The sequence below is a fragment of the Polyangiaceae bacterium genome, assembly GCA_016715885.1.
In the GTDB taxonomy this organism is placed as follows: Bacteria; Myxococcota_A; Polyangia; order Polyangiales; family Polyangiaceae; genus Polyangium.
In genome coordinates, this window is the sequence record JADJXL010000020.1 from 265,778 (window position 1) to 284,136 (window position 18,359).

The window sequence follows — 18,359 nt, forward strand, 5'->3', positions numbered from 1 at the left end:
GCCCGGGGGGGGGGGCTGGCCGGGGGGGGGGGGGGGGGGGGGGGGGCTGGGGGGAGGGGGCGCCGCGCGTGCGGGGGGGGGGGGGGAGGGGGGGGGGGGGGGGGACGGCGATCGTCTCACGGGCGGCTGCATCGAGGTACATGGACGGTCTCGATGTATTTCGCAAGCTCGGCGTCGCTCTTCGACAACCGTTCTATCTCTTTTGCGCATGCGGCAGGCCCCGCTTGCGCATCGCATTCGCCGCAAGCGCGCACTTCCTTGGCTTCGGCGGACGTCATGTTTTGCCCGCGTTTTTCAGGCGTCTTGCCATTGCATGCCAAAAACCCTCCCATGATCGGTATCTGCGCCCGCTCACTCCCGCACGTGCAAGCTCGTTCGTGCGCAGCTTGCGATTCTGCTTCGTTGCCTTGCTGAATCGCGTTTTCGGCACGCGTGAGGCACATGTATCCGTCGTCCGAATGCGCCGCATCCGCTTTGCAAGGCCCCTTGTCGGCGCATTGCATGGCAAATTCGGCGTGCGCCACTCCATGGGGGCTCTTGGCTTGCAGCGCATCGAATGCTTGCCGAGCGTCCGCGTCGCTGAGCCTCCGCATGTAACGTTTCACGATGGGATCCTTTTCGGCAAGCAATGCATCGATGCACGCAAAACCGAATCCTCCAAGGTATGCACATGCATCGAGCCCTTTACGATCCGAATTCTCCGGGCGCGCTCGGACGAATTTCGATAGTCCCGTGTCCGCCGATGCGTCCTCCCATCCAGGGGTGCTCGAGACCAATTCTTCATACACGATACGCGCTGCACCATTTTTCACGTTGAACCGCATCACCTTCGGCCCATGGTCGGCATAACGCGGGTTTTTCCAGCGCTGCGTGAACCGCACTTCGATCATGTCCGGACCCACGGACGCGGCTTTCGGCGCATCTGCGGCCACCGTGACACCGGTGCCGAACATGCGCGAGCGCTCCTGTTTCCACGCATCGAAGTTTTGCTTTTGCTCGGTGCCCGATGTCGTGCGCTTGATGCCTTGAAAGGACGCCGCATCGTATAGACCGAGATACCCGTCGAGCTTGTTTTGGTTTTGCGCATCGACCCATTCCTGAAGGGCGCCAAGCGCGAGTTTTACCATTGCATCATCGGCAGGTTTGGCGGCAGCCGCCGCATTCACGGTCGGCGTCGTGCTCTTCTCCTGCACTACCGTGCCCTTCGTGTCGGACTTCGACGAGTTGCAACCGCATGCGATCACGATCAATGTCAGCGGGACATGACGGCGGAAAAATTGTAGCATGCCACCTAGGTATCAAATGTGCGGCCGCATGAACAGCGAAAAATAGGAGCGTCAACGATGACTTTCTCACCCGACACCTACAACAAAGCCCTCGAAGTGGCTGCAAGCGCACATGCGGCGCAGAAAGTGCCCGGCTCGAGTCATCCCTACGTGATTCACGTCGTCGCCGTTGCAGCAGAGATCCTCGCGGTCGCGACGCAGGACGCCTTCGATGTCGACTTTGCGGTGACATGCGCACTTCTTCACGACACCATCGAAGACACGAACATGCTCGAGGAGGACATCGCGCGGCTCTTTGGCGCACCCGTGGCGCGTGGCGTGCGTGCATTGAGCAAGAATGCGCAATTGCCGAAACACGAGCAAATGAACGATTCACTTGCACGTATTCGAAACGAGCCACGGGAAGTGTGGATGGTGAAATTGGCCGATCGCATCACGAACCTAGCTGCACCGCCAGCGTATTGGTCGCGTGAAAAACGCATTGCCTATCGCGAGGAAGCCCGCACGATCCTCGCGGCGCTCGGCAGCGCGAGCGCTCCTTTGGCAAATCGCCTTGCCGCGAAAATCGATGCGTACGGGGCGTTCATCGATGAGAGTGGCGTGCAATGATATCTTCGACTTGCATGAGCGGTTCATGAAACCCATGCCACGACATGCGCCGACGATTGAGCTCGACGGAGCGCGCCTGCGTCCGCTCCGTGAGACCGACGCTGACGCGCTTTATGCTTACCTGCGGGATCCTGCCGTGACGGACCTGACCAGCTATCCCGATGTAACGATGTCTTTGGTCGAAACAATGATTGGGCGGTCATTGAGCCGTTGGGCGGCGGGCGAGCCATCCAGATGGGGGGTTGCGCTGCATGATGATCGGCTTGTTGGCACGTGCGGTTTCAATGACTGGTCCCCGGTGCATCGCTGGGCGGAGCTGGCGTTCGACTTCGCGCAGGTTCATTGGGGCAAGGGGCTGATGCGCCAAGCGGTGGCCGCGGCGCTCGAGTGGGCTTTTCGGCAGGAAAAGGTCGATCGGGTGCATGCCTTCGTCAGGGTCGACAACGGGCGCTCCGTGGGCTTGCTCGAGCGCAGTGGATTCATGCGTGAGGGGTGCTTGCGGGGATATCGCGTGTGTCGTGGAAAGCGGCATGATTTTTACATTTACGGATTGCTGCGCTCGGATTGGGAGGCTGATCAATGAGGGGGTGGAGCGGGCCCTCAACGAGCGTTCGGGAACCGGCGTTCGAGCCACGCTTCAACCTCTTCCGGGTGAAACTCGAACGGTCCCATTCCGCCCTTGTAGACGATCACGCCCTTCTCATCGACTACGTAGAGCCGCTCTGGCCAGCCGGCATAAGCTGCATTGGCGGGGTTTTCGATGGGGTCGACGAGCAGTGGAATGTCGTATTCGAATCGTTTCACGAAGTCCGCCGCAATGGCCACGCGCGCCTCGGTGCTTCGAGGTTGCGGATAACAGACGTTGTGTTTTTCGTTCACGTCCATTTGCCATTCGTCGGTCGGATGTGCCTCCTTGATGTAAATCGTAAGAAACTCGGCATCCTTGCTGAACCGCTCGAACATTGCCCGAAGACGCTCGACCGAGCGCCGAAACGGGGGTCACGTGAAGCTGCCGAAAATCAATACGAGCGGCTTCGTTCCGACGCGTGTAGAAAGCTTTTCCTGCCGCCCCTCGGCAAGCGCGACGAGCGTCACGTCGGGTGCGGTATCGCCGACCTTCAATCGACCTTCATCACGTTGATCATAACGCAGCATGCCGATGACATTGCGGGGACCTATCATTCCAACGCCGACCGCGAAAGCCACGACGAGCAGCGCGGCGATGGCCACGATGACCTTTTTCGTACGCGTCATGGTTCGCACGTCTACCACGTCGGCGCTGTGACAGGAAGTGTGTGCTATGGAAAAAGGGGGGGGGGAGCGTCTGAGACCGCGTTTCGGCCGGGGAAAGACGGTGCGGGAGTGGCTGGGGAGGGGTTTTGGGGGCAGGGTGGGGGGGTGTTGCAGGCTCTGGTCCGCTTCTGGTAGAGTCGAGATGAGGCCGAAGGAAATGCGCAGCTACAACGCCGTGCTCGAGCGGGGACGCTCGGGGAATTCGGCGATGAAAACGTACCGCATTCTGTTCGCGGGCCCGGGGCTGTCGGGACGATCGACCACGATCACACAGCTCTACGACTTGTGTCCAGCCGCAGCTCGCGTGACAATCCGCAACATCTCGATTTCGATGCCTCAAGGGCGGGTCATCGAAGCCTCGCTTCAATACACCGGTGCCAGCGTCGCATTGTCCCTCTTGGCGACGCCGGGCTCGCTGTACAACTCGCCACTGTACGAGCAAGTGGCGGCTGCTGCAGATGGTATCGTCTTCGTGATTGACTCACAGTTCGACCGCCTGGAGGCAAGTGCGGAGGAGATCAGGCGTAACATGGACCGGGTTCGGCAGGCGGGGCGTGATCCGAGTCGCATTCCGTGCGTCATCCAATACAACAAGCGTGACCTGTCCAGGATCGCAAGTATTGCGGATCTCGAACGAGACGTGAACGTGATGCAATGGCCGTATTTCGAGTCGATCGCGACAAAAGGTCACGGGGTGGTAGCCCCAGCGGAGCACGTAGCCCGCGCCCTGACGGGCTGCGGGCTGATCGGTTGACGTGCCTACCCTTGCGCGAACTCGTTCATTCGGGTAAAACGCGGCCGTCATGACGAACGTCAGCGACGGTCATCTGGTATTCCACGTTGAACCGCCAAGTCGAATCGTCTACAAGAGCATCTGCCTGACTTTGGAGCCGATCCATGAACGATGTACGCACGGCGCTCGATATGCAGTTGAATATGGCGTGGCAGCTTTTCGAATACCACATGACCAATCTGAGCGACGAGGAATGGCTCTGGCGCCCAGCCGCTCGCGGCCTTCACGTCAGCGACGATAATGGAGTTTTGCGCGCGGATTGGCCAGAATCAGAATCGTATGACATTGGTCCCGCGAGCATCGCGTGGCTCACCTGGCATATCGTCTATTGGTGGTCGATGGCGCTGGATCATGCGTTCGGCAATGCCGAGCTTCAGCGAAACGACGTCACGTTGCCGGGCAGCGTCGACGAGGTCAAGCGGCGTATTGGCGACTTGAAAGAACAGTGGGTCTCCAAGCTCGCCGCACTCGAGGACGCAGAGCTTGCTGCGACAAAGCTGACGAAATGGCCGTTTACGGACAAGCCGTTTTATACGGTCGCCGCGTGGCTGAACATGGAGCTAATGAAAAACGCGAGCGAAATCGGCTACTGCCGGTTCCTGTACGCGACGCGGTAGGATGCATCGTCTTCGCACAACTGAATGTAACTGCTAGCGCAAGAGAGTATATACCATGACCATTTCCCTCCTCACCTCAGATCAAATCGCCGAACGTACAAAGCGCGTGGTTGCCGCGGCCATGCAATGCGGCAAAAACCTCGGGCTCGACGTCTCCGATGCCGAAGTCCTTTACGATGCATTCTCGGTGGTCGTTCGGCTGGCACCCGCCCCCGTGGTCGCGCGTGTCCAAGTCGTTTTGCCCATTGGACTCGACCTCGGCGCGCAATTGACACGTCAAAAGCGAGAGCTTGCCGTGGTTCGGTGGCTTCAAGCGAAAGGCATTCCCGTCGCGCGACCGAGTGGCCTGGTACCTTGCGAGCCAGTTCATTGCAATGGATTCTCGATGACGTTCTGGGAGCCTTTATCGGTCGACCGCACCGCCGTGCCGGACTTCGTCGCAGACGCGCATTACGCAGCAGAATTGCACGCAGCCTTGACCGATTGCGACGTCGAGCTGCCGTTTCTCGCGCCCCTTGCGCACACGGTCCCCAGTTGCCTCGATTATCTTGCACGCAATCCGAGCTTGGTCGCGGCAGCGGACCTCGAACGCGCGCGGGCCGAATGGGACCATCTCGCGCCACACGTCAGTTCGCGCGAAGCGTTCGAGCGCGTCTTTCCCGGCATTACGACACAGGTCATCCACGGTGATGGCCCCGTATACAATATGATTCGCACGCACGATGGCCCCGTGTTCGCGGACTTCGAGGACACGACTTGGGGGCCTGCCGAGTGGGATATGGTCGGGTTCGACGCGGATGCGATTGCACGATACGACGCAAAGGCCGCGACGCTCGGGCTGCGACCACTCGACAAGGATGTGCTGCGCCTGATGGAAACAGCACGCGCGCTGCAAGCCGTGGGGTCGCTCGCGCTCACGCCGCAGTTGCCGCAGCTTGCGGAGTGGCTCGATTCGTGGCTTCAGAAGTGGAGGGAATCGCCGTTCGTGGGTGGTTTGACGCTCCCGAAGCGCCCCTGACCGATTGCTCATTTTGTTTGCATCGTTTGTCGAAGATTGCTATGCCGGCAAAACCACGACCATGACCGTCAAAGAAATCCTCTCGCAGCTCGAGGCACTCGGAAACGACAAGACACGGGCGCACAACACCAAGTTCGGTGCCGGCGACAATCAGTTCGGCGTCAAACTCGGCGACATCCGCGCGCTCGCCAAAAAGCTCAAGACCAACCACGAGCTCGCCATGGCTCTCTGGGATACCGGAAACGCGGACGCCCAGCTCTTGGCGACGCTTTTGATGAAGCCCAAAGACTTGTCAGCGAAAGACATGGATCGGATGGTACGATCCGTTGCTTTTTCACAGGTTGCGGACTGGTTCAACGGCTATGTCGTCAAAGAACACCCCGACAAGGAGACTTTTCGCCAAAAGTGGATGGCGACCGATGACCGATGGGCTGCGCGTGCCGGATGGAGCCTCACTGCGGAGCGCGTTGCAAAGAGTCCCGATGGGCTCGACGTAAAGGCGCTCTTGGATCGCATCGAGTCCGAAATGGGAAAGGCCGATCCCGCAGTGCAATGGACGATGAACACCACGCTTGCGACCATTGGAATTCATTTCCCCGCATTGCGGAAGCGGGCCATCGCCATTGGAGAAAAATTGGGAATCTATCGGGATTATCCCGTTTCCAAGGGATGTACCTCGCCGTTCGCCCCCATTTGGATCAACGAAATCGTCCGCCGTCAGGGTTGAGCGAATACCGCGGGATCAACGCTGCGCACGTCGAACGTCTCACCCCGCCCGAACGCGCCGCCTCTCAACCAATTCCACCTCTGTCCCTCGCGAAGGCGCCAGCGTCAGCGTGCGTCGAACGACTTTGACCGGCTGCGTGAGCCGCAATCGCGTGCGAGCCAGTATCGTCGCGAGCACCACCTTCATTTCGTACAGCGCAAAGGCCATTCCAATGCACCGCCGAATGCCTCCTCCAAACGGAAACCATCGATACGGATCCGGTTTTACTCCAATCCAACGTTCGGGAAGAAATCGCGTCGGATTCGGGTACACGTCCGGTTGCCGGTGCGCCAAATAAATGCACGGCGTCAGAAAAACACCGAGCGGTAGGTCGTATCCCGCAAGATTGTACGGGACGCGCACTTCGCGCACGACGTCAGGCACGATGGGCCGAAGTCGCAACGATTCTTTGACGACCGCGTCGAGGTATTCGGCACGCACGACCGCGGCGACGTCAATCGACCCGTCCTTTTCAATGAACGGAGCCAATTCCGCTTCGAGACGCTCGAGCACTCCGGGATTTTCGAGCAAACAGGCAATCGTCCACGAAAGCGACGTTGCGGTCGTTTCATGCCCAGCCACGAGCATCGTGACCAATTCGTCGCGAAGCTCCCCACGTGTCAAAGGTTTTCCCTCTTCGTCCCGAGCCGCCAAAAGCAAAGCAAGTACATCGGTGCGCGAATCGTCGGGATGTTTTTGGCGTTCGTCGATCAGCGCATAAAGCTCGCGGTCGACGGCTTCACGCCGGCGCATGAAAATGCGCATCGGCGACAGCGGAAAGTCCCGCTGAAGCGCGGGTAAAAATGCAAAAATAGCCGGGGGCGGCTCCATGAATTTCGTCAGCAATTCGGAGAGCCGTTCGAGGCGTGAACGCTCATCCAGGCCAAACACCGCCCGAAGAATGACTTCGAGCGTAATGGCTTGCATGTGCGGGTGCAGCGAGAACGGCCGGCCGCTTGGAAAACGCTGCACTTCTTCGTTTGCAGCCTTTGCCATCGTTTCGGCATATGCATGCATTCGCTCGCCGTGCAGCGGGGGCAGCAAGAGCCGTCGCATGCGCAAATGCTCGGCGCCGTCCAAGAGCAAGAGCGACCGCGGGCCGGTGACTGGTTCGAGTATTTTGTTTGCGCTGCCCGACGTGAGGTCATTCGCATCGGCTGTGAAAACCTGTTTGAGGAGATCCGGGGCCGTGACGAGAACGAACGTCCCAAGACCGGTAAGGCGCAAGGTGAACGGATCGCCATATCGAGCGAGCGAATCCTCGAAGAATTCGAGCGGCTGGAAGGTGAATCGTAAAAGCTGTACGAAGGCGGGTTCGCTCGGGCCGGGAGGTAATGCCATGGTTGACCTCGGTTGCCGAAATATCGCATGATTCGGGCAACGTGACAACCATGGGAATCGATTTACCTGCGCCGCTCTTTCCTCGACGCGCGGCGCGAGCGTGCGATTGCAAGCGCAAGCAGCCCAGCACTCAGCGCCATGCCAGAACCGTCGCCGCGTGCTCCAACGGCGCTGCACTCGCAGCTTCCTTCTTCCACGGGATCAGGATTTCCGTCGCATTGACCATTGGCGCATGGATTCGTGCAGTTGCTCGGTTGTCCCTCGCAAACCCAGCCGCCCTCGACCGCGCAGACGGCGGAGCAGCCGTCTCCGCTCGCCGCATTGCCATCGTCACAACCTTCGACGGCCGCGATGGTTCCGTCGCCGCATGACCCATTTTGGCACGAGGAAGGCGATCCGCCGCATGTCCAACCGTCTTCGATGGCACAGGAAGCGCTGCAACCGTCGCCATCTTTCATATTGCCGTCGTCGCATGCTTCTTCAGTGACGAGGAATCCATCGCCGCACACCGATGTACACGTGACGCCGTCACCATAATAGCCGTTATGGCACGTGCACGTGAACGATCCCGGCGTATTGGTGCACGTCGCAGGTTCGGCGCAATTGTCCGCGCCCGTAGCGCATTCGTCGATATCGGTGCACGTCACGCCATCGCCCTCATACCCAGGATCGCAGCCGCACGTAAAGGATCCGGGCGTATTGGTGCAATCCGCGTCGGTGTGACAATTGTCCGTACCGAGCAAACATTCGTCGACGTCGCTGCATGTGACGCCGTCGCCACTATAGCCCATGTTGCATGTGCAGGTGAATGAACCATCGGTGTTGGCGCATGTGGCTTCGGTATGGCAATTGTCCGTACCCGCCAAACATTCGTCGATGTCGGTGCACGCGAAACCATTGCCCTCATACCCGGTATTGCAAGTGCAGGTGTACGATCCTGGCGTATTCATGCACGTCGCATTCGGATCGCAATTGTCGGTTCCGAGCGTGCATTCGTCGATGTCGGTGCACGTCACGCCGTCGCCTTCATAACCGGCATTGCATTCGCACTCGAACGTTCCGGGCAAGTTTTCGCATTGCGCGTCGTCGTCACAATTATCGGTACCGAGCGCGCATTCGTCGATATCGTTGCAAACCATGCCAGGCATCATGCATTCGTAGCCAAGCTCGATGAGGCATCCGCTGGAACAGCCATCACCGGCCATCGTATTGCCGTCGTCGCACGATTCGCCCATTTCGAGCATTCCATTGCCGCATACGGCGGTAGGCTCGCATCCGGGCGCGCCGGTCGGCGTATACACGCACGATCCGCTCGAGCAAGCATCGTTCGTGCAGGGATTGCCGTCATTGCATTGGGAATTGTTCGCACACATCGGCGAGTTAATCGGAACGCCGGCCATCGTCAGGTCGAATTCGCACAATCCACCCGACGCGTGGTAACCGCCTACGCGAATTCGTTGGCTCGTGGCGCCAAGAGGTAAATTGAAGCGGCTGAGATCAACGGGAACCGCGGCGAGCGTTTCACCTGCGCAGCCAAGCCCCGCACCGATCACGAATTGCTCATCGGCGGCCCACACATGATACTCACTCCACACGCCAGGCGCGACTTCGACGGCAATCTTTGCCGCATCTGTCGAAAAGCGCGAATCGAACACGACGAGATCCACGCCCGGTTGGTTCACGATGGTCGTGTTGCCGAAAAACACCTCGATGTGGTTGCCAGGAGCACATTCGATGTTGGCGCCGCATACCGTGGGCGAGTGACCGACGACATTCGATGCGCAGTTGCCGCCGGGGTATGGGTAACAGTCGCCGACCAGCGACGCAGAAGTGGCCCAACTGTTCGCGTCGAACGTGTAGGGCCCGTAGACTTGCGCCTGCGCAGTACGTGCAGCACCTAGCAACATGAGCGACGTCGCTGCGACGCTCAATCCAAGTTTGAATCGCATGGAACACCTTTCTTTTCGATATTCCCGACGAGAATAGCAATCAACGCGACGCAATGACAGCACTTCCGTATGCATTTTGCTCTGCCCCAGAATGTAATCACACCAACGCCGACGCTGAAGACTTGTCCTAGCTCGCAAAGAGTGCTACCCGATGGCGCCTCGCATGAAGATTGCCGTCGATTGCCGCTACATTTGCCAAAGACCCAGCGGAATCGGCGCGTACGTGCGAGCTTTGGTGGAGCGAGTCCCACTCCTTGCCCCCGATCTGTCGTTTGTATTTTGGCGGCATGCGACTGCGCCAGGAGGCAAGCTTTCTCCGGCTCCCAATGTAATGGAACATGCATCGTTCGGCACCCCGAACGAGCCCATATCGCTGCTATTTCCGTCGTTTTTTGGCCCAACGGATGGCGATGTATTTCATTCGCCGCACAACATTCTCGGGCGCGGAATCGGACATCGTTCGGCCGCCGTAACGACGGTGCACGATCTCATGTGGGTGACTTCGCCCGAATTATGCGATGATTTCGCATTACGCTGCGCCATTCGTGCGCCGTTTTTTCAAGCGGGAATCCGCATTGCCCTCGAAAAATCGACACGCATTCTCACGGTGTCTCGAGCCAGCGCCGATGCCATCGTACGGCATGATCCATCGGCACACGGACGCGTGGTCGTCACGCACAATGCGGCCGATCCGTGGTTTCGCCCGACGGGCGATCGAGCACACGCTCAGGCGGAAGCCGCAAAAATCATCGGCTCGAGCGCCCCGTTCTTCTTGCTCGTCGGGCAGAATGCTCCAAGCAAGGGCCACGCGCTCGCCATTTCCGCATTTGCCCGAGTGTCCCGTCCTGACGATCGGCTCGTCCTGGTACAACGCCTGTTTTCCGGTCGAGGTCTCGACAAACTCGCACAAAAACTCGGCGTCCGTGAACGGCTCATCGTGCTGCCTGCATTGAAACAAGAATCGCTGGTCACGCTGCTTCACGCAGCTCAGGCACTCCTGCAACCATCGTACGCGGAAGGTTTTGGCATGCCTGCGCTCGAAGCGATGGCCTCGGGCTGTCCGGTCATTGCAAGTGACATTCCGCCGCTCGTTGAAGTGCTAGGAGGGGCCGGATTGCACTTCGCATGCGGCTCTGCGGAAGATCTCGGCCGCGTCATGCGTCGATTGATGGATTCGCCAAACCTCGCGGACGAATTGCGGCATCGAGGGATCGAGCGCGCAAAGGCATTTTCATGGGATGCGACGGCAAAAACGACCGTGGAAGTGTATCGAGAAGCAGCGCAGCTCGGGCCGAGACGAATGAGTTGAAGCCAAGAGTCGTGTGTACTGGACAAACGGCTTCGCCCAACCGTCACACGAGACTGCCTGGTGATGGTTTCCGAATGCTACGAATGCGTACCAACGTCATCGCCAAAGGCGCTCGAAACGTCATCCGCGTGCCCTTGCTTCAAAGGCAAGGCGCGCGCGAACGTGCTGCGGTAGGATGCGCACATGGACGTCGCCGAGCTGCTCGCCGAGTTGATCCGCCATCCAACGCACAACCCAGGCGGAGACGAACCAGCGATTTGTCGGACGCTGGAGCGAGCGCTGCGTGATCGAGGCGCCGACGAAGTGCTCGTCGCGCACGTTCCTCGAGAAGAACCAAGCGCGCAAGCGGGCGCGTACGTACTCGCGCGCTGGGGCGAACCTCGAACGGTGATCAACGCACACATCGACACGGTGCCTGCGAACAGCGGATGGACGGTGGATCCATGGGCCGGCATCGTCACGAGCGATCGTGTGATCGGGCTCGGCGCAGCCGATACGAAGGGCGCGATCGCCGCGACGCTCGCAGCACTCGAGTCCGTCAAACCTCACAATGTTGGCGTGCTTTTTTCGGGTGACGAAGAGCGCACGGGCACGTGCATCAAACACTTTTTGGCAAGCGATTGGGCGCGTGTCATCGAGCGAGCGATCGTTTGTGAACCAACGGGTCGAACGGTCGGCGTCAAACATCGCGGGTGCAACGCGTTTGTCGCGGAAGTCGAAGGGCGCGGCGGGCATTCGTCGGGAGCTGATCACATGCACAGGCCCATCGTGACGATGGGCAAGCTCGCGGTTTTACTTGACGAACTTGCTACGCGATGGCTCGATCGCGGCCCGGAAGACATGAAGGGACTGTGTCTGAACGTCGCATCCATCGAAGGAGGCGTTGCGTTCAATGTCGTGCCGAATCAAGCGTCGTTGACGTTCTCGATTCGTCCGCCGCCGGGGTTCGACCTGCAAGCGTTCGAGGCGGAAGTGATGGATCACGCGCGTCGCGCGCATGACCACGTGCGCATGCGTTCGGTGCTGTCGATGGTGCCGTTTGCAACGCGCGACGCAGCGCCGTTCCGCAAGCTGCTCGGAGGTCTTACGGGGCCGGAAGCGACGCTGCCATTTTGGACGGAAGCTGCCGCATTTTCGCAGGCGGGCATTGATGCCGTGGTGATTGGTCCGGGGGACATCGTGCAAGCCCACGCGCCGGATGAATTCGTTACGAAGAGCGACTTGGCGTGGGCTGTGGACGTTTTCAAGCATGTGCTCGAGAGTCACGCCGCCCCAGGTTAAAGAGGCTGTCTCATAACTCGAAACCCCCTCCTCAATGCACGCACGCGCGGGGTTGAAGAAGCTGTCTCAAAACTCGAGCCGTAGTGTGTCACCGAACGCCCGCGCGGGATTGAAATCCCGCGCTACACATTCAAAAGTCCCTCACTACCGTTCGGGACTGGCCTTGTGGAATTTCGGATCGTCATCGAGAATCCTCAACGATTTCGCATAGATTACAGGCCTCGCTATGCAGCCATGACGTCAGTCCGAGCGCGGTAGCGCGAGGACTTCTTGTCGTGTAGCGCGGGGTTTCAACCCCGCGCGGGGTGCAAAGGGGTCAAGTTAGCGCCCATGGAGTAGGGGCGAGCTAATCCACCGCGCGCATGCGTGCGCCGACGCGAACACGCACTCCGCTGTCCGGGGCGGCTTCTTCGCCGCATTGATTGGACGGTTTCGGCGCGATTTGCGTAATGGTTGTGACCGGTTCGAGCGCGTAGCGAACATCCCGCGTCGCTCGGGAAAACCACCACCACGTCGTGATTCCTGCTGAAACGAAAGCGGCAACGGCACTCAACACAACAACATCCGACAAAGGGAAATTCATGGAAAAACCTCCCGTCACGCGCTGACAAAGTCGACAGCACGTCCGAATACACGCACGCCCAGCCTCGATCCGGAAGTCAATCGAGGTGATAGGACTGGGAGCCTCGACTATACGATGGCGCCCATGAAAAAGCTACATCTTTTTACACGCGGCAAACTTGCGACAAAACCGCCCCAATCCCGCGCTCGTCGCGAGCAACCCACGCCGAAAAATGGACGCGTTCCTTCAGGGCTTCGACGTCCCGAGCGCTCGATCGACCGCCTGCAAAAGCGGCGCTGCGCTGATCGGTTGACCCGTCGCGTGCTTCATCCACAAGTCTGGCAAGACGCACCCATACTTCGTCATGCGCTCGAAGTCCGGTCCAAGCTTGCCACTTTTGCGCACATGCTCTTCGATCTGAAACGCAATCAAATGCCCCATCGGATAATCGGGCAAGTAGAGCGGTATGCCGATCATGTGCGAATAAATCCCGAGCAGCGCGGAATCAGGCGCACCGAGCACGGGTGCATAATATTGATTCCAGTATTTTTTCGCAATCGACACCGTCGCTTCGCGAAGCTCCTTCGCCGTCGCATTGGGGTGATCGTAGAGCCAATGCCAGATGTCCGTCTCGACGAGCGCCACGCCGGCAATTTCCCACGTCGACCAAAACGTACCAAGCGCATGCATCCGCTCGGCGTCGGCGCTCGGTTTGCCCAGCTTCAATAGCTCCATGTCTTTCGCTTGGAACGTAAACGCCAAAGCCTCGGTAAACGCATTGTTGGGCACGCCCGCCAATAACGTGTGGTCGACGTCGTAGAGCGAAAAAACTTGCTCGACGTTATGCCCAAGCTCGTGAACGGCAATGTTGTAGCCCTTGTAATTCATGCCGTCTTTTTCGATACGGGTACGCAAACGCGCCTTGCTTCCACGCCTCCGCGGCTCCATGGCGTGCCCCGCTCCGCGCGAAGGATCGACCGCAATGTGCTCGGCAACATGCGCCGCTCGATCCCTGGGAAAACCCAAATCCTGCAAAATGCGCGGAATGTCCGCCGCAAATGCCTTCGCGTCCGGATATTTTTTGCGCGTGATCTTGTCGAGATCCGCTTCCTTTTGCCCCGCTCGAGCCTTGAACCCCGCATACCAAAGATCCTGCGGACCCAGTTTGCGACCGAGCCGCTTTTCAATCTCAGCCGCAACCTTCGGCACGGCGCTCGACCCGAGCACTTCCAATAGAAGCCCCCGCACTCGCTCCTCCGAAAGCTCACGCCCGAGCTCGAAGCGCCGTTTGATGGCCGTTTCGACGCCCGGCGAATATGGATCCGCTTTTTGCGCCGCCCGGAACGACGCGAGGAGTTTTTCATAACGAACATCGGGCTCGGGCGTCGTATTGATCGGCGGCGCCGCACGCTTCGGCGCCGACGCCTCGATTTCCGCCTCGGGACTCGGTTTTACTTCATTCGTAAAAGGGTTCCAATCGACGCGCGGATTGTCGATCACCGCCGCGGGAATGGTCTGCGTCACGATACGCTCCATCACCTGTACGATCAAGCGCTGTTTGTCCAGGCCGCGCGGATCGTCGTAATCAGCCTTCAATTCATCCCGCAAATTCCAATGGCTGATGAGCCTGAGGCCCGACGGGAATAGCCGCTCGCCCTTTTCATTGACGAGGTGATGCATCCAAATGTTGTATTCCGCGATGTACAGGTCGCCCTCGGTTTGCGTTTTCGCAATGCCTTGCTGCACGTCCGCAGGAATTCGCAATTGAAAACGCCCCGTGAGCCGCTCTTCCGCCCAGCGCCGGCGACTCCAATTCGCACCTTCGGCGTTTTTCACGGCCAAGTCCGAAAGCGGAAAGTTCAATAGCGCAACGAAGGCAACCTTGCTCCGGAACAAATCATCATAAAGATTCGCCGCAGGCTCGTACGCTGCAAACAGCGGATCGACCTTCAGGAGCGCGCCACTGTCGATGTCCGTCTCCCACCGCAGCTCCATCCCCATTTCGTGCAAGTGCCCCTCGAGCTGCTCCAACATCCGTTCGAGTCGCGCAAACGTGGTGTCGAGCGACGCTTGATCGGCCAGAAAGTGTTCTCGGACAAACACCGCCATGTCGCCATCTTCCGCGCGCCACCGAGCCGCGACTTGCGCAAGTCCACGCGTGATACGCGCTCTCTGCGCTTCACCATGCTTGGCAACGAGCTCGGCTTCGAGCGCCTTCGTGTCGACAGGTTTGGCAGCGTTCTCCACAGGCATGTCCTTGGGTGGATTCACGAGAAGCGGAACGGTCGCGCGGGACGACGTAGCAGCCGCAGGCGGACACGGTTTGTCCTGCAAGGCCGGCGTGCAGGACACCGAGACGATTGAAACGATGAAAGGCCCAAGAAATTTTCGCAGACGCACGAAAGCTTTCAAACCCCACCGTTGCGCGTGCGTCAAGGATCAACGTGCAACGATCGCGGCACGCTGTTCGAGCAGTTTCAAGCGTCGAGACATTTCGCTGTCGAAATATCCAAACAAGTCCGCTAGGCGCAGTTCGGCTATACCTTCGGTTCCCGTAAATGCCGAAGAAAACGCGCGAAGTCGTTCGTGCGCAGCAAGCGTCGCGTACAGCACGAGCCCCGGTGCAGGCCCCGTAGGTCGTACGGATTCGAACGAATGGTCGGGCAAGAGGAACGGTTCGTCCAGCAGATCCGCTTCGCCCGAACGCATCACTTCGAGCGCATCGCGCACGGTGCGAACCGCAAGCCCCCGCATGCCGGTCTCGGCCGCGAGGCGCGCTACCGTGAGCAGCCGCGGCACCGTCGCCGATTCGTTCAGCCGTTCGAGCGCAAGCGAAAGCGCTCGTTCGAGCGCCGCCCATCGCTCGGCCGCCGGCGCGCGCTCTTCCTCGTGGGCATATGCGTGGAGGGCAAGCGCCGTCCACAAGCGTTTGTCCGCGGACGGCGCACCTTGCCAACGCGCCGACAAGTGCCGTGCGTACGGCAGTTTTTCCAGACGAACAGCTCCGCGATCGAGCCCTACGTCCGGCACCGTGCCGAGTTTGTCAGCCAAAACCCCACGCTCGGCAAGCTCGGCCGCACGCGATCGCGCCACGGCAAATAGGTTGAGCTGGTACGGATCGACAAACCCATCCAGGGCAAACGGGACGAGCACATCGAGGCCCGGGATCTGTCTGTAGGCGGCAAAACCCGCATCGGCGAGCCATTTGGCCACGCGCAAGTCGACCTTCGTTCCTACTTTGATTTCATGCAAAATGACAGGCTCGCTCGCCGCGAGAAATTCACGCGCCCCACGCAATACGGCTTCTTCCGCCCCTTCGACGTCGATCTTCAACAGGTTCGTCCTGCCAAGCCCAAGGTCCGCATGAACCGCGTCGAGGGTATTGAGCGGGACAGACACGCTACGCGCCGCGCCGCTCGTGGAATGCGAGAGCGACGCGAGCTCGGTTTCGTCATCGAAAAAGAGCTCCGCCCGCCCAACGTGATCCGAAAGCGCCTCGGAACGAATGACGAGCCATTCGAAACCATTTCGTCGTGCCGAAGCTTCCAGAAGCGACCGAGCCTCCTCGGTAGGCTCGAATGCGACGACGCGCCCCGTAGGACCCACGAAATGGGCGGCCGCAATCGAATACACGCCAACGTTCGCTCCCACGTCGACGAACGTCGCGCCTGGTTCTAGCAGTCGAGGCAGCATGGTCATTTCAGATTCGAACCATCGGCCTTGTTCGTGCAGTACCCACGCCGTGATGTGGTCGCTCCTGTCCCAAACGGCCATTTCGCATCCGGGCCAGACGCGAAGGAAAAGCGGCGAAATGTTCACTTTGCACCTCGAAAACCGATGGAAACCGTATCCGGTTCGGCCGTGACCGAACGGCAAAACGATTGCCACATCGCGCGGTACGCGGCTTCCACTTCGCGCGCAAAATTCGCATTGTTACATAGAGACGACCCCTGGAGCCTCGCGCGCATGCCTGCACGAAGGTCCGCGAGTTTTGCACGATTTTTCGCCAATTCGAGCGCTATCGATTGCACTTGTTTCGGCGTCGTACCGACGAGTGAGCCCAGCCCGACGCGCTTCAAAAGTGCAGACGTGACGCGTGAAGCGTGAAGATTGCCCTCGAGCGATACGACGGGCACGCCCATCCACAATGCTTCGCAGGTCGTCGTCGTACCATTGTAAGGGAAGGGGTCGAGCGCGATGTCGACTTCGGAATACCTCGCCAAATGCGCCGCCTGGCCACTCGTACGCCCTTCCAGCACGAGCCGCGACAGATCGAAATCATGTTTGGCAAACTGTTGCTTCACGTAATCGCAGACGGCCGGATCGGAGAGCGGATTTGCTTTGAGGAGAAGCCTGGCATTGCCTGCTTTGCGCACGATGCGAGCCCAAAGCTCGACCACTTTCGGTGTCATCTTCGCAAGCGTATTGAATGAACCAAAGGTGACGACGTTCGAGCTCGCCGAAGGCAAAGGGGCAACGTCTGGCGCATCGGAAGGCGCTTCGTAACAAAGAAACCCCGACGGCAGCCGCACGAGCGTTTCGACGTAATGGCGATCGACATCGCCCTCGGGATCGACGAACGCATCCGTGAGCCGATAACGAACGGCCTCGAGACCCGTCGTTTGCGGATAACCGCACCAAGCAACTTGTACCGGCGCCGGACGGCGATCCAAAACCATCAATCGACTGTCGCCCGTGTGTCCGCCAAGCTCGACGAGAATGTCGATCTTGGCCGCTCGAATGGCCCGTGCGGCATCGTCGTCGGAGAGATGCGTCACGGGAATCCATTCATTGCAAAAACTGCGCAATCGCTCGGTCACGGCGTCGGTACGCTTCACCGAAGGAAAACCAATCACGTCGACGACGTTTCGATCGTGTGCTTCGAGCAGGGGCGCGAGAAAGTGCGCAACGGAATGACTGCGCATGTCGGCCGAAAGGTATCCAACGCGCAGCTTTCGATCGGGATCGGGATCGTTCGGATGGCCCACCAAGCGATAGAGTGGATTGGATACTTCCGCACCGAAGGCTCGGTGTTCCTTGGCAAGGTCATTTGCCGAATATCCTGGCAAAAAGTTCAATTGGTACAGGATGTTCGATTGAATGGGAATCGAACGTTCGACGTGCAGCGCTTGACGAAGATGCGCAATTGATTCGCCCACCGCCCCCATGGACATGAGGACGTCGCCCAATGCCGCATGCGCCGACGCAGACATGGGATCCATTGCGAGCGCCACGTTGGCCTGCTTTTGTGCTTCGGAAATGCGCCCCACGGACGTCAAACATATTGCGAGGTTTGCGTGCAGCGTGGGGCTACGAACGCCGGCCGCAATGGCCCGCTCGAGCAGCTCGATGCCTTGGAGCTGGTTTCCGCGCTCGAACGCAATGAGCCCTGCGAGATGCGCCGCAGGGCCATTCGTTTTGCCGGGGGCATTCAGCAGGCGTTCGCAAAGCTCGGCAGCTTCATCGAGGCGCCGCGTTTGATAGAGTTGCGCCGCGCGCTCGATCGAATCCGGGGCAGGGCGAGTCATCGTGACA

17 protein-coding genes are annotated in these 18,359 nt (G+C 59.5%); 8 read left to right on the forward strand and 9 right to left on the reverse strand.

Translation table 11 applies throughout. The features are described 5' to 3' along the window. Window positions 1–116: 116 nt before the first annotated feature. A complete protein-coding gene (locus IPM54_26485; protein MBK9263338.1) occupies window positions 117–1,286 on the reverse strand; it encodes a hypothetical protein in 1,170 nt (389 codons plus the stop codon). Window positions 1,287–1,343: 57 nt separating this feature from the next. Between IPM54_26485 and IPM54_26490 the strand changes: the two genes are divergently transcribed. Together IPM54_26490 and IPM54_26495 are read left to right on the forward strand one after the other, a co-directional pair. Continuing rightward, a complete protein-coding gene (locus tag IPM54_26490) occupies window positions 1,344–1,895 on the forward strand; it encodes a bifunctional (p)ppGpp synthetase/guanosine-3',5'-bis(diphosphate) 3'-pyrophosphohydrolase (protein ID MBK9263339.1) in 552 nt (183 codons plus the stop codon). A 25-nt stretch (window positions 1,896–1,920) separates the two neighbouring features. Next, window positions 1,921–2,478, forward strand: coding sequence for a GNAT family N-acetyltransferase (locus tag IPM54_26495; GenBank protein MBK9263340.1), 558 nt, complete (start codon window positions 1,921–1,923; stop codon window positions 2,476–2,478). A gap of 17 nt (window positions 2,479–2,495) precedes the next feature. On the opposite strand, the gene IPM54_26500 is transcribed toward IPM54_26495, so the two are convergent. Continuing rightward, on the reverse strand, window positions 2,496–2,858 hold the full coding sequence (locus tag IPM54_26500; protein MBK9263341.1) for a deiodinase: 363 nt from the start codon (window positions 2,856–2,858) through the stop codon (window positions 2,496–2,498). Between the two features lie 36 nt (window positions 2,859–2,894). Continuing rightward, window positions 2,895–3,149, reverse strand: a complete 255-nt coding sequence (locus IPM54_26505) for a hypothetical protein (protein MBK9263342.1) — start codon at window positions 3,147–3,149, stop codon at window positions 2,895–2,897. A 181-nt stretch (window positions 3,150–3,330) separates the two neighbouring features. Between IPM54_26505 and IPM54_26510 the strand changes: the two genes are divergently transcribed. From IPM54_26510 to IPM54_26525, 4 genes are all read left to right on the forward strand, one after another. Further along, on the forward strand, window positions 3,331–3,942 hold the full coding sequence (locus tag IPM54_26510; protein MBK9263343.1) for a GTPase domain-containing protein: 612 nt from the start codon (window positions 3,331–3,333) through the stop codon (window positions 3,940–3,942). 143 nt (window positions 3,943–4,085) lie between these two features. Beyond that, window positions 4,086–4,598 carry a DinB family protein gene (locus IPM54_26515; GenBank protein ID MBK9263344.1) on the forward strand — a complete coding sequence of 171 codons (513 nt, stop codon included), beginning with the start codon at window positions 4,086–4,088 and terminating at the stop codon, window positions 4,596–4,598. Window positions 4,599–4,653: 55 nt separating this feature from the next. Then, entirely contained in the window at window positions 4,654–5,616 is a 963-nt protein-coding gene (locus tag IPM54_26520) for a phosphotransferase (protein ID MBK9263345.1), read from the forward strand. A gap of 61 nt (window positions 5,617–5,677) precedes the next feature. Beyond that, window positions 5,678–6,343 (forward strand): DNA alkylation repair protein, encoded by a 666-nt coding sequence (locus tag IPM54_26525; GenBank protein MBK9263346.1) that lies wholly within the window; start codon window positions 5,678–5,680, stop codon window positions 6,341–6,343. Window positions 6,344–6,382: 39 nt separating this feature from the next. On the opposite strand, the gene IPM54_26530 is transcribed toward IPM54_26525, so the two are convergent. Further along, the gene (locus IPM54_26530; protein MBK9263347.1) at window positions 6,383–7,723 is read right to left on the reverse strand and encodes a cytochrome P450; all 1,341 of its coding nucleotides are present in this window, start codon (window positions 7,721–7,723) and stop codon (window positions 6,383–6,385) included. Between the two features lie 62 nt (window positions 7,724–7,785). Next, window positions 7,786–9,672, reverse strand: a complete 1,887-nt coding sequence (locus IPM54_26535; protein ID MBK9263348.1) for a DUF4215 domain-containing protein — start codon at window positions 9,670–9,672, stop codon at window positions 7,786–7,788. 163 nt (window positions 9,673–9,835) lie between these two features. Here IPM54_26535 and IPM54_26540 point away from each other — a divergent pair, with 163 nt between their 5' ends. Both IPM54_26540 and IPM54_26545 read left to right on the forward strand, forming a co-directional pair. Beyond that, window positions 9,836–10,981: a glycosyltransferase family 4 protein gene (locus tag IPM54_26540; GenBank protein MBK9263349.1), complete on the forward strand. Its 1,146-nt coding sequence runs from the start codon at window positions 9,836–9,838 to the stop codon at window positions 10,979–10,981. Between the two features lie 183 nt (window positions 10,982–11,164). Next, window positions 11,165–12,262, forward strand: coding sequence for a M20/M25/M40 family metallo-hydrolase (locus tag IPM54_26545; GenBank protein MBK9263350.1), 1,098 nt, complete (start codon window positions 11,165–11,167; stop codon window positions 12,260–12,262). 346 nt (window positions 12,263–12,608) lie between these two features. On the opposite strand, the gene IPM54_26550 is transcribed toward IPM54_26545, so the two are convergent. The 4 genes from IPM54_26550 to IPM54_26565 form a co-directional block, all read right to left on the reverse strand. Then, on the reverse strand, window positions 12,609–12,845 hold the full coding sequence (locus IPM54_26550; GenBank protein ID MBK9263351.1) for a hypothetical protein: 237 nt from the start codon (window positions 12,843–12,845) through the stop codon (window positions 12,609–12,611). Window positions 12,846–13,070: 225 nt separating this feature from the next. Next, window positions 13,071–15,224, reverse strand: coding sequence for a hypothetical protein (locus IPM54_26555; protein MBK9263352.1), 2,154 nt, complete (start codon window positions 15,222–15,224; stop codon window positions 13,071–13,073). A gap of 39 nt (window positions 15,225–15,263) precedes the next feature. Next, entirely contained in the window at window positions 15,264–16,643 is a 1,380-nt protein-coding gene (locus IPM54_26560; protein MBK9263353.1) for an FkbM family methyltransferase, read from the reverse strand. Then, a complete protein-coding gene (locus IPM54_26565; protein MBK9263354.1) occupies window positions 16,640–18,352 on the reverse strand; it encodes a glycosyltransferase in 1,713 nt (570 codons plus the stop codon). Before IPM54_26565 ends, IPM54_26560 begins: the two co-directional genes overlap by 4 nt. Window positions 18,353–18,359 lie beyond the last annotated feature (7 nt).

Coding starts and splice junctions, on each gene's coding strand:
- IPM54_26550 (MBK9263351.1), bottom strand. CDS start 12,845: ATGAATTTCCCTTTGTCGGATGTTGTTGTGTTGAGTGCCGTTGCCGCT.
- IPM54_26545 (MBK9263350.1), top strand. CDS start 11,165: ATGGACGTCGCCGAGCTGCTCGCCGAGTTGATCCGCCATCCAACGCAC.
- IPM54_26505 (MBK9263342.1), bottom strand. CDS start 3,149: ATGACGCGTACGAAAAAGGTCATCGTGGCCATCGCCGCGCTGCTCGTC.
- IPM54_26535 (MBK9263348.1), bottom strand. CDS start 9,672: ATGCGATTCAAACTTGGATTGAGCGTCGCAGCGACGTCGCTCATGTTG.
- IPM54_26515 (MBK9263344.1), top strand. CDS start 4,086: ATGAACGATGTACGCACGGCGCTCGATATGCAGTTGAATATGGCGTGG.
- IPM54_26525 (MBK9263346.1), top strand. CDS start 5,678: ATGACCGTCAAAGAAATCCTCTCGCAGCTCGAGGCACTCGGAAACGAC.
- IPM54_26540 (MBK9263349.1), top strand. CDS start 9,836: ATGAAGATTGCCGTCGATTGCCGCTACATTTGCCAAAGACCCAGCGGA.
- IPM54_26510 (MBK9263343.1), top strand. CDS start 3,331: ATGAGGCCGAAGGAAATGCGCAGCTACAACGCCGTGCTCGAGCGGGGA.
- IPM54_26495 (MBK9263340.1), top strand. CDS start 1,921: ATGAAACCCATGCCACGACATGCGCCGACGATTGAGCTCGACGGAGCG.
- IPM54_26530 (MBK9263347.1), bottom strand. CDS start 7,723: ATGGCATTACCTCCCGGCCCGAGCGAACCCGCCTTCGTACAGCTTTTA.
- IPM54_26565 (MBK9263354.1), bottom strand. CDS start 18,352: ATGACTCGCCCTGCCCCGGATTCGATCGAGCGCGCGGCGCAACTCTAT.
- IPM54_26485 (MBK9263338.1), bottom strand. CDS start 1,286: ATGCTACAATTTTTCCGCCGTCATGTCCCGCTGACATTGATCGTGATC.
- IPM54_26500 (MBK9263341.1), bottom strand. CDS start 2,858: ATGTTCGAGCGGTTCAGCAAGGATGCCGAGTTTCTTACGATTTACATC.
- IPM54_26490 (MBK9263339.1), top strand. CDS start 1,344: ATGACTTTCTCACCCGACACCTACAACAAAGCCCTCGAAGTGGCTGCA.
- IPM54_26520 (MBK9263345.1), top strand. CDS start 4,654: ATGACCATTTCCCTCCTCACCTCAGATCAAATCGCCGAACGTACAAAG.